Annotated in this window: 13 protein-coding genes; all 13 read right to left on the reverse strand. The window is 41.2% G+C overall.

Annotated elements, in window-relative coordinates:
- Window positions 1-12: 12 nt before the first annotated feature.
- Entirely contained in the window at window positions 13-1,302 is a 1,290-nt protein-coding gene (locus AABJ51_RS15090) for a sulfate adenylyltransferase subunit 1 (protein WP_338373236.1), read from the reverse strand.
- A gap of 150 nt (window positions 1,303-1,452) precedes the next feature.
- Window positions 1,453-2,355 carry a sulfate adenylyltransferase subunit CysD gene (gene cysD / locus AABJ51_RS15095; protein ID WP_338373237.1) on the reverse strand — a complete coding sequence of 301 codons (903 nt, stop codon included), beginning with the start codon at window positions 2,353-2,355 and terminating at the stop codon, window positions 1,453-1,455.
- Window positions 2,352-3,329, reverse strand: a complete 978-nt coding sequence (gene hemB, locus AABJ51_RS15100) for a porphobilinogen synthase (RefSeq protein ID WP_338373238.1) — start codon at window positions 3,327-3,329, stop codon at window positions 2,352-2,354. The genes cysD and hemB overlap by 4 nt, the downstream gene beginning before the upstream one ends.
- Window positions 3,326-5,308, reverse strand: coding sequence for a uroporphyrinogen-III C-methyltransferase (gene cobA, locus AABJ51_RS15105; RefSeq protein ID WP_338373239.1), 1,983 nt, complete (start codon window positions 5,306-5,308; stop codon window positions 3,326-3,328). Before cobA ends, hemB begins: the two co-directional genes overlap by 4 nt.
- Window positions 5,305-6,153 carry a PstA family ABC transporter permease gene (locus tag AABJ51_RS15110; RefSeq protein ID WP_338373240.1) on the reverse strand — a complete coding sequence of 283 codons (849 nt, stop codon included), beginning with the start codon at window positions 6,151-6,153 and terminating at the stop codon, window positions 5,305-5,307. Before AABJ51_RS15110 ends, cobA begins: the two co-directional genes overlap by 4 nt.
- Window positions 6,150-7,058: a phosphate ABC transporter permease subunit PstC gene (gene pstC / locus AABJ51_RS15115; protein ID WP_134435709.1), complete on the reverse strand. Its 909-nt coding sequence runs from the start codon at window positions 7,056-7,058 to the stop codon at window positions 6,150-6,152. Before pstC ends, AABJ51_RS15110 begins: the two co-directional genes overlap by 4 nt.
- 29 nt (window positions 7,059-7,087) lie before the next feature.
- The gene (locus tag AABJ51_RS15120; protein WP_338373241.1) at window positions 7,088-8,044 is read right to left on the reverse strand and encodes a PstS family phosphate ABC transporter substrate-binding protein; all 957 of its coding nucleotides are present in this window, start codon (window positions 8,042-8,044) and stop codon (window positions 7,088-7,090) included.
- A 234-nt stretch (window positions 8,045-8,278) separates the two neighbouring features.
- Entirely contained in the window at window positions 8,279-9,523 is a 1,245-nt protein-coding gene (locus AABJ51_RS15125) for an alginate export family protein (protein WP_338373242.1), read from the reverse strand.
- Between the two features lie 89 nt (window positions 9,524-9,612).
- Window positions 9,613-10,008 carry a M67 family metallopeptidase gene (locus AABJ51_RS15130; protein WP_026626352.1) on the reverse strand — a complete coding sequence of 132 codons (396 nt, stop codon included), beginning with the start codon at window positions 10,006-10,008 and terminating at the stop codon, window positions 9,613-9,615.
- Between the two features lie 24 nt (window positions 10,009-10,032).
- Complete coding sequence (locus AABJ51_RS15135) at window positions 10,033-10,839, reverse strand: HesA/MoeB/ThiF family protein (protein WP_338373243.1); 807 nt, start codon at window positions 10,837-10,839, stop codon at window positions 10,033-10,035.
- Window positions 10,839-11,048 carry a sulfur carrier protein ThiS gene (gene thiS, locus AABJ51_RS15140; protein ID WP_026626354.1) on the reverse strand — a complete coding sequence of 70 codons (210 nt, stop codon included), beginning with the start codon at window positions 11,046-11,048 and terminating at the stop codon, window positions 10,839-10,841. Before thiS ends, AABJ51_RS15135 begins: the two co-directional genes overlap by 1 nt.
- 24 nt (window positions 11,049-11,072) lie before the next feature.
- Window positions 11,073-13,427: a ferredoxin-like domain-containing protein gene (locus AABJ51_RS15145; RefSeq protein ID WP_338373244.1), complete on the reverse strand. Its 2,355-nt coding sequence runs from the start codon at window positions 13,425-13,427 to the stop codon at window positions 11,073-11,075.
- Window positions 13,428-13,462: 35 nt separating this feature from the next.
- Window positions 13,463-14,350 (reverse strand): phosphate ABC transporter ATP-binding protein, encoded by an 888-nt coding sequence (locus tag AABJ51_RS15150; protein ID WP_084158535.1) that lies wholly within the window; start codon window positions 14,348-14,350, stop codon window positions 13,463-13,465.
- Between the last annotated feature and the right edge of the window lie 191 nt (window positions 14,351-14,541).

Consider the following 14,541-nt stretch of genomic DNA (forward strand, 5'->3'; position numbering starts at 1 on the left):
ATCAACTTCCTGTTAGATAGTAAATATCTCTTCTTCGATAGGAGCTACAATCATACCTGCTCCGACTGTTTCGAAGGTATTCTGATCTATTATTACAAGGCTGCCCGTAACTCGGTTATTAGCGTATAAGTCGTATTTCAAAGGTTTGGATGTCTTGATTGATATATAGCCTATATCGTTCATTGCGAGTTGATCAACCTCAGTTATATTTTCCAATGTGTTTATATTTACCTTATAGCTGATATCTTTTACAATACCAAGAACTTCGTCTGTTGTATGTCTGATAATGTAGCGTCCTCCGGTATATAACGGGCGGTGATTGAGCCAGCAGACCATCAGCGATACATTTGCATTGAGATTGGGTTGTTTGTCCGATTTTACAATCATGTCACCCCGGCTGATATCTACATTGTCGGCCAGGCGTATCGCTACCGATTGTGGAGAAAAGGCTTCCCCTAGAGATTTTTCAGCCTCATCTATTGCCGTAATAGTCGATTGTGTAAATGAAGGAAGAATAGTTACCTTATCTCCTGTTTTGAAACTTCCGGAAGCAATACGTCCGGCATATGCCCTGTAATCGTGAAAATTATCGCTTTGCGGACGTATAACATACTGTACAGGTAGGCGAGCCGGTAACTCGCTTTCGTCTGCACGCACAGGCAGAGTTTCGAGCAATTGGAGCAATGTACTGCCTTTGTACCACGGAGTATGCTGAGAACGGTCTACTACATTATCGCCGTCCCGTGCCGAGATAGGTATAAAGTGTATGTTCTTGAGTTGGAGCTTTTCGGCTATAATTTTGTATTCCGCTTGTATTTTATTGAATACTTCCTCCGAAAAATCGACCAGATCCATTTTGTTTACTGCAAGTATTACATTCGGTATTTGCAGGAGTGATGCCACGTACGAGTGGCGTTTGGTTTGTTCGATAATCCCGTTTCGGGCATCAACCAGAATGATGGCAGCATCTGCTGTAGATGCTCCGGTGACCATGTTACGGGTATATTCTATATGCCCGGGCGTATCGGCAATAATGAATTTGCGTTTAGGTGTTGCAAAATAGCGGTATGCCACATCTATGGTTATGCCCTGTTCGCGTTCGGCTCTTAATCCGTCGGTCAGCAATGCGAGGTTTACCTCTTCGTTTCCTAAACGTTCGCTTGCACTTTTCACGGCTTCGAGCTGATCTTCGAAAATCGATTTGCTGTCGTATAATAAACGCCCGATTAAGGTGCTTTTTCCGTCATCTACGCTTCCTGCTGTAGTGAAACGAAGTAACTCCATATCTAAATATCCACTCATGATAGTTTTTTCTTTTTTGTGATGAATAATAAGGTCTTAGCTTTAAGTTCGCAGAACTATTTATTACTTAGGCAGGTGTAACAACCAGAGCTGGTTATGCTTCCATAATGTGTCATTAAATATTTTCTGTCACTTAACGAGAACTGAGATTTAAAAATAGCCTGCTTTTTTACGGTCTTCCATAGCTGCTTCCGAACGCTTGTCGTCTGCTCTTCCACCCCTTTCGGTAACACGGGATGAGGCTATTTCATTGATAATATCTTCCAGAGAATTGGCTTCCGAAACAGTTAAGCCCGTGCATGTAATATCTCCGATTGTGCGGCAGCGAATCCTTTTTTTGATGATTTTCTCTTCGGGCTTCAGTTTCATAAACGGATAATGAGCCAGCCATACGCCGTCCCGTTCAAATACATCCCGTTCGTGGGTATAATAGAGATTTGGGAGTTCGATGTTTTCCTGTAGGATGTATTGCCAGATATCCATTTCTGTCCAGTTACTCAGAGGAAAAACACGGAAATGTTCACCCAGATGTTTTTTTCCATTGAATATATTCCATAATTCAGGTCGTTGATTCTTGGGATCCCATTGCCCGAACTCATCCCGGTGAGAGAAAAATCGTTCTTTCGCACGGGCTTTTTCCTCGTCCCTACGTGCTCCGCCAAGAGCCGCATCGAACTTATATTTTTCGAGAGAATCCAGAAGTGTTACAGTCTGTAATTTGTTCCGGCTGGCATTGTACCCTTGTTCTTCTGCAACTTTACCCGAATCGATTGATTCCTGTACCGATCCTACAAGCAGTTTTACCCCCAGACGTTTGACCAGATCATCACGAAAAGTGATTGTTTCTTCAAAATTATGTCCTGTGTCGATGTGTAAGAACGGAAAAGGTATCGCAGACGGATAAAAAGCCTTGTAAGCCAGATGAGCCATTACGATGGAATCTTTGCCTCCCGAAAATAATAACACGGGCTTTTCGAATTGTGCAGCGACTTCCCGCAATACGTATATTGATTCCGATTCGAGTTCTTTCAGATGGGTAAGTTTATTTTTCATATTGAAGAGTTTTGTTGTTGACGTATGAAATCTTTAGCATAATAAGTTATAATGTATTTGGCTCCTGCCCGTTTCATGGCAGTAAGGCTTTCGAAGAATATCCGTGCCTCATCAAAGAAACCCTGAGCAGCTCCTGATTTCAGCATCGAATATTCACCTGATACCTGATATGTAACCAGTGGATAATCGGGAAACAGCACAGATGCCCTTTGTACAATATCGAGGTAGGCCATAGCCGGTTTTACCATTATCCAGTCCGCTCCTTCCTCGATATCGGCAACCGTTTCTTCCAATCCTTGATTTGATGTGCGAAAATCCATTTGGTATGACTTACGGTCGCCGAAAGATGGAGCAGAACCTGCTGCGTCTCTGAACGGCCCGTAAAAAGCCGATGCGTATTTTGCAGAATAAGCGAGAATCTTAGTGTTTAAATTCTCTTCGCTCAATCGTCTTTTTATTGCTTCCACCTGCCCGTCCATCATCGAAGACGGCGCAACAAAATCGGCTCCGGCTATAGCGTGCTGATAAGCCATTTCGGCAAGTAAGGGCAGGGTAGAATCGTTGTCGACATCGTGATTGTGAAGAAGTCCGCAATGTCCGTGGGATGTATATTCGCATAAACAGACATCGGTGAATATAACCACTTGCGGATAATGATTTTTTATTGCTATTACCGCTCTGCTGATTATATTATCGGGAGTGTATGCGGGGCTTCCCGTTTCGTCCTTTTTATTATCGTCGATAACTCCGAACAAGAGTATCTTATTGATACCGAGAGATAACAGGTCTTCGATGTCAGTTAGAAGAAGATCAATTGAAAGATGGAAAACTCCTTTCATTGAGGATATTTCGTGTTTAATATTATCTCCTTCAACAATAAAATACGGATATATAAGATCTTCGGCATGAATATGTACATCTGCATACCGGTCTCTGGTTTCGGGGGTGGTTCTATATTGTCTGAATCGTTTCATTTTATACTTTTACTGAGTGCTGATGCAGTTGTTTTTCCTTTTGTTATTATTTCTATATCGGGTGGTATCTCTTTGTATATATCCATAAAAGCATCGACACCTGATGGTGATGAAAAGACGATTTTATCATAAACGGATAAATCCTGAACGGTTGTCTTTTCATTTTGTGTATTATAATATACGGGTATATCAAAGACCTGATTTCCCAGATCTGTTAATTCGTCTGATAAGTATTTCAACCCTTTATCGGAACGGGGCAGTAGGATATTTTTGTTGCTGATCGATTGGTCTTTAAAAAAGCGGATGATGCCTTCGGCTGATTCCGTAGTGGATTCAAAATCCGTAGTTATGCTAAAGCCTGCCAATACCGACGATGTCACTTTGCCGACTGACGCTATTTTGACATGATTAAGCGTGCGTATATCCTTATGCATTTCTTTGAATGTTTCGAAGAAATATTGTACACCATATCGGCTGGTAAAAATAATCCAGTCTGTATTTTTGATGTTTTCGATAGAGCTGATCAGAGCGGCATTATCTTTATTCTTGTCAATTTTGATAAGCGGAGTATGTGTGATTTCTCCGAGATGCGTGTATTTATCTGTAGAAGAGCCTGTTATCAATATTTTTGGGATTGGGATATTGCTCTCGAAAGCAACCACTTTCCCTATCATAATAACTACAGGTGTTGGATACTTTATCTGTTCTTTGGCTAATCTTCCTATAGTTGAATAAAATATTTTCTGGTCTGGAAGAGAAATATTGTGTACCAAAGCCACAGGTGTGTGCTCCGGTAAGCCTTTTTTGATTGCGGCAGTTGTTATAGCCGTATAATTATTTCCGCCCATATAATAAACCAAAGTGTCGGCATCTGGAACTTGCAGATTATCAATTGAATGTCCTGTGATAAAAGCAACTGAAGACGCAATGCCCCTATGTGTAAGAGGAATGTGTGTGTAAGCGGATAATGCTATTGCAGCGGAAATTCCCGGTATAACACGCACGGTTACATAACGGCTTTGAAGAAAATCTATCTCTTCCCGCCCGTGAGCAAAAATCATAGGGTCTCCTCCTTTGAGTCTTACTACCGATTTTCCACTGATTGCGGCTTCATATATTAATTCGTTGATTTCATCCTGATTATAACTATGATTGCCAAACCGTTTGCCGACATAAATTTTTATAGCCGGATATTTATTCAGAAAATCACGGTCGAGAAGGTCATCATGAAAAATCACATCGGCATCAGACAAAGCTTTGTCGCCTGCTATTGTCAATAAATCGGGATTCCCGGGACCAAAGCCTACCAGAGTTACCTGTCCGTACTTTTTTCTTATATCATGAGATTCGAATAATTCTTGAAGATCGGTTCTTCCTGATTTTGCTGTCACGGCTAAGTTTCCTTGCAGCGGATGCGTTCTGAATGGTAATACTTCGGCTGTCCTATTGGTTAAACCAAGTCGTTTCAGAGCGCATGAGGCGACTATTAACGCATCTATCTTGCCCTCGTCTACCTGTTGTATTCGTTCTTCGATAGTGCCTCTGATGCTGATAACAGTTACATCGGGGCGTATTTTTTCAAGTTCGGCTTTACGGGTTGGGGAACTTGTTCCGACTTTCGATCCGGGAGGAAGTTGACCCAGAGTCAGATTGCCTCGGCTCACTAAAGAATCTGTTTTGTCAAAAGCCTCGAATAATGCCAGTAATTTAATTCCTTGAGGCAGTGGATAAGGCAGGTCTTTGGCTGAATGTATTATAATATCCGCTTCGTCATTTAACAAAAGTGTATCCAGTTCACGGGTGAAAAAATCCGGAGCGATCTTGTTCATCAGTGATATCTGCTTATTTTTATCCCCGTAAGAATCCATTGTGATGAGTTCGTATACGACAGACGGAAAGTATGAAAGTACTTCTTTGATCTGAAGTATGGATAACGGACTTTTTCGTCCTCCTACTTTAATGTATTTACTGTCTCTCATTGTATTTTATTCTTTGAAAACCGGTTGGTGACAAGCCTGCCCGCTATACTCAATATCAGTACTATAATGGTTAAAAGCAATGCTGCTGCATATGCTCTTTCCCTGACTTCAGGAATGGGGCTGCTCAGTTGAAAAAATACCGATAAAGGAAGAGTTGCCGCCGGCTGGTTTAGTGATGTCGGTATATTGTCGGTAAAACCGGCTGTAAACATAACCCCTGCCGCATCACCGATAGCCCGCCCGATAGAGAGTAGCGTGGCGGTGACAATCCCCGGAGCGATCTGTCTTAATATTACTTTGCCTGTTTCGAGTTTTGTGGCTCCCAGTGAGTAACTGGCGTCAATGAGGTCTTTCGAAACAGAACGGGCGACTTCGTCCATCGACCGTATAAAGATGGGTATGATAAGCAATGTGATCACAATAATACCTCCTAGCAAAGATGTTTTCAGCCCGAAGAATATCATAATTGTAAAAGCAAAAGCTCCGTAAACAATAGATGGTATACCGAATAATACATCGAAGGAGAGTCTGGTGAGGTAAGCCAGCTTAGAATCTTTCCGTAGATAGATGTTCAGATAGAATACAACAGGAATACTGATACCTAATCCCAGCAGTGTTGCCCCCGATACGATCAGAGCTGATCCGGTGATGGCATTGAGTATACCTCCTTCTTTACCAAGATAAAATCCTCCGCCGGGAAGCTCCGAAATCATCTCCCATGTGATAGGCGGAATTCCGTTTTTGGCTATAGTCCACACAATACTTGCAAAAAAGCCGAAGACAATAAGCGTTGCGATGAACATCAGCAGATTAAATATCTTTTCTTCTATAAATTTAAATTTCATAGCTTGAATTTTTTCTCTACCTGTTGTAGTATTATTCGTGATACAGCATTAAAAATCAGTATGATGACAAACATGATCAAAGCGGCAAACATCAGAGCCGATTCGTATGTAGGGAGGGATAGCATCTCTCCATAGTTATTGGCTATCAGAGCCGGTAAAGGATAGCAGCTGTCGAAAACCGAAGACGGAGTGTTCAGCATATTTCCACAGACCATCAGTACAGCCAGTGTCTCGCCAAATGCACGGGATATGGCTAGTACTACCGATGCTATAATGCCCGGCATAGCTTTACGGACAACCACCATGCGTGATGTCTGCCAGCGGGTTGCTCCTAAAGATGTCGATGCATCTTTGAAATCTTTGGGTACGGTTGCAAATATTTCTATAAATAAACTGACCAGTAGCGGGATAATCATTACACTGAGCACTATCCCTCCCGCTAACACGGTATATCCGCTTGTGTAGTCGACAAAGTGAGGGCCTATAACATCGGCTATCCACGGAACTATAATCAGTGTCCCCCACAATCCGTAAACCACCGAGGGGATTCCCGCCAGAATATCGAGTACCGGAAAAATGATTTTTTTGATAAGGGGATGGGCGTTTTCAGTCAGAAACAGAGCGGTAAGCAATGATATAGGGAGGGCAATCGCAACAGCCAGAATTGTTACATACAGCGAGCTGATAATAAATGAATAAAAGCCGAATTTACCGGAAATAGGCTGCCATTCAGATCCCGATATTAATCCCCATATACTATTGTTTTCTAATATGGAGGAAGATTTCAGATACAAACCAACGGCCATGGTTATAAGAATAAGAAGTGAGACTATGGTCAACCCGAACATAGTCCCCTTTGCTATCTTGTTTTTTAATATTCGTTTCTTCAGTAAAAGTGTTGACATTTAGATATAAGTAAGTGACCTGAGTTGTTTTATTTTAAATTTTCGGTTTCTGCTTTCAGTTTCTCTTGAGACAGACCGATATAACCAGTTTCTCCTGCATATTTCTGTCCTTCGGTAAGGATGTACTTTAAAAATTCAATCACTTCCGGTTTGGTCGGTCTACTTTTTGCCACGAGATATAAATCACGGGCCGGAGGAGAAGGGTATCTGCCGTCATTGATGGCAGCGATAAGGCTTTCGGTAGATCCGTAAAAATCTTCTTCGGGATCTATCTGTCCGTTTCCGTTTGTGTCGAGAGGAATAATTGATAAACCTTCGAAAGGCTTTTTCGTTTTCTGATCGTATGCGTATGCTATATTGTTGTACCCTATGCCAACTCTGTCTTTCTGTACAGCAGATGCTACGCCGGGATCACCGAATACGGCTGTAGCTCTGAGGTTTTCTTGTTTTCTACCCAGCCATGCCGCAAAAGTTTCGGCTGCACCGCATGCGTCGGAGCGGGTAAATACATGTACAGGTATTTTGCTGTCGGTTCCGAGTATTCCTCCCCATGTCGTAATTTCATTGTTCCAGAGTCTTTGAGCCACCTCTTTCTTTAGCCCTATTCTTTTGATATTTGCCGATTCTGGGTTATTTGCATTTATAGTAGGTACTACAGCATCTTTGACAACAGCAATAGCGAAGGCTCCTTTGGCTTTCTCTTCAGGATAAATTTCACGGGATACCATTCCCAGATCTACCACTCCAGCCAAAGCATCGGTCATACCTTTTCCTGCACCACCTCCTGAAACATCAATGCGTACATTCGGATGCAGTTTTTTGAATTCATCCGCCCATTTTACAGCCATAGGATACAGGGCAAAAGCTCCCGATAGCTGTATTTCTCCGCTAAGGCCATCTGCCGAGGCCGGTTCCTGCTTGCTTTTACCGGAGCATGAGAGAAGTAACATTGCTCCTGCCAGTACTATAAAGTGAATTGTTTTCATAATTGTCGTGATTAAGATCTCAGTATTATGTTTTTAAGTTTTTTCCGATTTCAGGAAAAGAATGAGAACGTTTGTAAAAAATGTTATTTTATAGTAATGTATTCATCCCCTGAGGAATGTTATCAATTGCTTGTGACTTAGATTGAAACAAAGGTATTCGGATATATTATGCAGGTAAATACCATAAATGAGGTATATATCGCATAGATATATTCTATTTTAAGGTTAATTCTGTTATTTTGAAAAGAAAGTAGGTTTGAAAGCAATCATAATGTATGCCCATTGTGGAAATTTAGTATCAATATCAGTTTTCTTTTTGATAATCCTTGTTCCCTTTGTGACAAAATAACCCGACCATCCTCCCTGCAGGCTGAATTCTTTTGACAGATTGTAATTAGCGGTGATGTCTATCTCCGAACCGATGTTCTTTCCTACATTTTCACTGATGCTTTTACTTGTCGAGAATTTATGAAAGGTAAAATCAATGTCGAATTTAGGAGAGAAACGGGCGGAAATGCCACCATATAAATCGGTTAATCCTTGCGAGGGTATGTTTCCCCAATATTCTATTGAGCCGTTGAAGGCATGATTGGTTCCATATAGTTTGTTGAATGTGTGGCTTTTTGATGATGTCGTTTTAGTATCTGATCCCGAAAACCAATCTCCTCCGGCATGTACAGTCCATATCTGTGATAACTGTTGTTCGAGTTTCAAGGCAAGTAAATAGGCATTGAGATCTTTCTGAGAGTTATCATGACCGAATTGATAATATGCCGAGAACAAAAAAGATAAAGGAATTTGAGAGTTTTTCAGACCTATATTTGTGCCTATCGTATTTCTATAAACAGTACGGATTGTCGGTTCGTTCCCTTTCTCAAAGGACTCGTTTACGGCTATGGCTGATGCTGTAACTTTACCGATGGGATGGGTCAACCACAAGAATACAAGTGATTTGTATGTTTTCGTGTATGCTGATAGATATTGAGTACTGTCTCCTGCATTGTTCCAGGCTGTTCCTAAGTGAGCTTCGAGTTTACCCGAAGTATATTTTGCCAGTAAAAGATCATGTGCACCCGGGGTATTGCTCCAGTTATTTGCCGAGAAAATCCGCTTGTCGTCATATTCGAGAGACTGTCTGCCCAGAGTAAAAGCGAATTGCGGATTGAATCTGTATTCACCCCAGGCTTCGAGTATACCTAGTGAGTTTCCTGTATTTGAAGTGGAGGTACTTCCATAAGTACGGGTATCGAGCAGGGATATTTTAGCTCTGATGTTTTCTGCCGAATAGACAAAGTTGAGTTTTGTCCGGAGATTGTTAACTGTTGATGAGCGCAATGTATCAGCCAAAGGCTCCCTGAATCCCTGACGGTATTCGGCTCTCGATCTTATCTCCGCATCTACTTTAATTGTTTGCGCATATGCTCCGAAACTCCATACAGACAGGGCATAAATAAGTAATAGTGTCGTTTCTTTTTTCATAGATGTTGTTTGATTAGGGATATAAAAAATCCCTGCTTTCCATATAGGAAAACAGGGTGGACTGTTCAAAAATATTAAGAATAATACTCCTATATAATCTTGATCTCAACCGGTTGTACCATACATTCTCTGATAGAGAAAGCCTTGATCACAGGATCAGCCTCTGCCAGAGATACAATAATGTAAGTAATATCGGGGTCGTATGCCAGACGGATATCTTCCTCCGAAGGGCGTGCCGCAGTAGCCGGATGGCTGTGATAATTTGCTATAATCTGCAGATTGTCTTTTCTCGCTTCTTTCAGAACAGCAAACTGCTCTTTCGGATCGAATGAAAAGTGTTCCGGGCTATGATCTGTATTTGTAAGGGCATATTGCTTTCTGACCGAATTGCCTTCTCCTGTCAAGAGTCCGCAGGCTTCATCGGGCAGTTCATTGTATGCCTGCTTGATTATAGCATCTATTATATGTTGTGGAATTTCTATCATTTGTCTAAGTAACTGTTTGTTGTCTTATCTCTTCTTAAGTTCGCAAGTTGCCTGTTCTGCTTCTACAAGTTCTGTTATGGAGGGTGTATCGCCGCAAACAGGACATTTATGATTCTTCTTTACTTTTATTGTCCTGAAGTTCATAGTCTTTGCTTTGAATGATAATAGCCTGTCGGTAAGCAAGTCTCCTGTGTCAGTCAAAAACTTGAGTACTTCGGCCGCCTGAATGGTTCCCAGCATTCCGGCTATCGCACCCAATACTCCTGCCTGAGAACAAGTCGGTACTGCATTGGGCGGAGGAGGGCTGTGAAAAGCACATCTGTAACAGGCATGTCCCGGAATATGAGTTAATGTTTGTCCGTCGAAACGGAGTATCCCCCCATGTGAAAAAGGTTTTCCAGCAAGAACACAAGCATCGTTTATCAAAAACTTAACCGGAAAACTGTCTGTTCCGTCTACTATGAAATCATAATCTTTTATAATATCGAAAGCATTTTCTGCCGTAAAGAACTGATGATAGGTGATAACTTTTACATCCGGATTTATTTTCTCTATCTTTTCTTGAGCAGATATAACCTTTGGTTTTCCTACATCGGGTGTAAAATGAATGACCTGACGTTGAAGATTACTGAGATCTACTACATCCCCGTCTATAATACCAAGAGTGCCGACACCGGCAGCCGCCAGATACAGGAGTATGGGTGCACCTAAACCTCCGGCTCCGATGACCAGCACTTTTCCTTGGTTGATTTTTTCCTGACCTTCCACTCCTATGTCTTGCAAAAGGATGTGACGGCTGTACCGTTCTATCTGTTCGGAAGTAAAGTCCATTATTGACCTCCTCCCATAAAATAAAGGAAGTCTATTTCATCTCCTTCGTTAATGGATGTGGATTCGAACTGGTCACGTGCTATAAATTCGCCGTTGATCTGAATAGAGACCATATCGGGTTGTGCAACATTATTTAAAGCGATCAGTTCGATCAAAGTAAGAGGCAGGTTTATATCCTGAACTTCGTCATTTACTTTTATTGTGCTCATTGTTTTATATTATGGCTTATCTGTTTATTTTTTCCTTATAGTTACTTTCCAATGGTCGCCTGCCGAATTTTGTGATAGGACTTCGTGTCCTTCGCTTTTTACCGATCCCGGAACATTAGCTATGGGTTGTCCGTCATCGAGCAGTATATCCAATATTTCGCCCGATTTCATGGTCGAAAGCAGTATTTTGGTTTGCACAAAATTCATCGGACAGGCTACTCCTCTTAAATCTTTAAATCTGGAGGTTATAGAGCTTGTACTCTCTTCGGCTTTTACAAGCTGCTGTTCTTTTTGTGCCGGAGCATCCTTGAATTGCAGCGAGTCGTCCATATTCTGGTACAGTTCAATCACTCTGTCGGATAACTTATAGATTAGTTCTTTCTTTGATGAGAAATCAAAATCTTTCTGATTCTTAGCTGTCAGAACTATTTCTTCGAATGACTTATCTACTAAACCGCTGTTGATAAAATTAGAAATAAATAAGTCGAACGTTTCGTCTGTAGTCTTCGGTTCTGCACCTTTTGTGATAAGTAGCATGCGTGATGCCGAGTAAATAATATCATACAACAGGCTGTTTGTCTTATTTACATCCGTTTCGTTAAGTAAAGACTGTTTATTCTGATTGATGTATTTCAAGTCGAGATCTATCATATCGAACAGTCCCGCTGAACATTCGCCGACTCCCCTGCTTGCCACGCTGAATATTTCCTGAGCTCCCCAATCGAAGTAATAGTTCTTGTCATCGTCAAAAGAGGGAATATCCTTGTATTCTTCGATTAGCTGAAGTATGTATTCTTTTCCTTCGGATTCTATATAGCTTTTGAAATCGGCATAACTGTTTTTGCGGTCAATATATTTGCTCAGTAATTTTACAACAAAACGGGGTATATCACGGGCATTCATGCTGCCGATTGGCTCAGCTAGTTGTAAATTGCCTTTACGGGAGGCCCCTGCATATATTTGATATCCAGGATAAATGCGGTCGGTGCGTAAAACTTTACCCGAAAAGCCGAGATCTGCCCATACCTGTTGTCCGCACGAATTGGGGCATCCTGAAATCTGAATACGCAAATCCGAAACTTCGTCCAATAGTAGCGTGTTTGTTTCCAGTGCTTTACGGATCGCCGTTGCCAGTCCTTTCGATAAGCCGATACCCAGGCGACAGGTGTCCGCTCCGGTACACGATACTATATTATTAATAATGAGAGGACGGTCAGTTTTTACATCCAATATTTTAATTTTATCATAAAGATCGGATAGTGCCGTATCGGGAATGTTCCGCAGGTGTACATTCTGCAATGTCGAAAAGCGAATGGTATCTTTGCCGAACTGAGAAACGAAGTGCAATAGATTCAATACATTCTCCGTATTGTCTTCATTATCTATATTGATATTTCCATGAATAAACGGGATTGTAATTGTATTGTATCCCAATTGTTTCTGTTTATTTACATACCTGGTTTTCCACTTACGAAAATCCTCACTTGTGTTATCCGATACCGATTGATATGGAACAGCGGCAATAGGTTCTGCGGTTTCAGGTATAAATTTAGGGGCTTCGGCTATTGCTTTTTCGTAGTATTGGTTGAATAACCTGAATACCTCTTCCGCTCCTATTTTATAAAATATATAGCGCAGGCGTGCCTTGTGTTTATTTTTCCTGTTTCCATGCTGTGAGAATAGTTGTTTGGTTGCTTCTGCTACAGCATATAGATTTTCTTCGGGTATAAAATCCGACAATAACCATCCTATCGTTGGTTTTGAAGCTACAGAACCTCCGAGATATACTTTATATCCTCGTTTACCGTCTTTGATGCGTGCAATGAAACCCAGATCATTTACTCCTGCATAGTCAGGTTGAGATTCATCCGAAGAAAATGCCAGTTTAAGCTTTCGGGGTAAAGTAAAAGAGTCGCTTTCGGCTATCAGTTTACTGGTGATAGCCATAGCGTGGGGTGTAAGATCGAATGTTTCGTCAGGATCAATACCGCTGTTAACCGATACCAGAATATTGCGTACCGTATTTCCTCCTCCACCTTTCGAGCTTAGACCTATTTCTTTCAGCTCTTCCAGAATATTCTCGACTTCTTTCAGTTCCAGATTTTGGATCTGTATTTCCTGCCGGGTTGTTATATGTAATAAGTTTGAGTTGTGCCTGCGGGCTATATCTATCAGGTTAATAAATTGAAACGGATGAATAACACCTCCTGTTGTACGTACACGCACCATGTATACACCATCTTTGCGTTGTTCGTATATACCCATCGGTACACGTGTTACTTTAAATTTGAGAGGCTCTATTATGCCTTGTTCGAATTCCTTAGCTAAAGACCCGAAATTGGAAATGTCTTCTGTTAAGGTATCAGGTAGTTTATACATGTGGCTGTTTTTATAAAAGATTCTTAAGTTGGTTATTAACTGAAAACTCCGGATAAGTATTGTTTGGTAAGTTCGTGCTTCGGATTGTTAAAGAGTTCCTTTGCGGGGCCTGTCTCAATAATCTCTCCAAGATATATAAATACGACATAATCGGCTATCCGTAATGCCTGACGGAGTGTATGAGTAACGAGAATGATCCCGTATTTTTCTTTCAGTTTAAGAAACAGGTCTTCGATATGCCGGCTCGAAATCGGATCGAGTGCCGAAGTTGATTCATCACCGAGTATAAATTGAGGTTCAATAGCCAGCCCTCTAGCCAGACATAGGCGTTGTTGCTGACCTATTGATAAACTGGATGCCGGAGAGTGTAAGCGATCTTTTACTTCTTCCCATAATCCTGCGGCGATAAGGTTATTCTTTACAACCTCATTCAGCCGTTTCTTTCCCCGTATTCCGTGTATTTTACATCCGAATGTGATGTTGTCATATATTGACATAGGCAGTGGAGTAGGACGTTGCGAAAGCAATCCCAGTTTCTTCCGTATATGGGTTACTTCTACCTTTTTGCCGTATATATTTTCGCCGTCAACTTCTATTTGTCCGTTGATTTTCACATCACGGTTATCATCTATCAAACGGTTTACTGTTTTCAGGAGAGTAGATTTGCCGCAACCCGAAGGACCGATAATACAGGTAATCTTATTATTCGGAATCTCTAGATTTATATCTTTTAGTATGTGATTGTCTTTTATGCTGACATTCAGATTGCTGATCTTTATATTACTGCTTTGCTTTCCATCCGTTTGGTTTAGTGATTGGTTCTGGTCGGCAACTCTGTTTACAAGAAAGTTTAGAACCGACTTGTCGGGAGTCAGAAGGCTTGTGTTTCGTAAACTATGGAAAAGAGATTGTATCGCAGCCATGTCGTTTTGTTTTTAAGATTTGCTTTGCGACAAAATTATGTAGTCTGTATTTGTTGTAAAATACCATATTGATGGTATTTATTTGAAATAGATATTATGAATAAGACGAATCGGTAATTGAAGGAGGTATTCTTTTATAAGAAAAAAACAAGGATATGTGTTTTTCACATATCCTCGTCCATCTCTCAAAA

It is taken from the genome of Indolivaga capnocytophagoides, from assembly GCF_036511535.1.
GTDB lineage: Bacteria > Bacteroidota > Bacteroidia > Bacteroidales > Dysgonomonadaceae > Dysgonomonas_A > Dysgonomonas_A capnocytophagoides.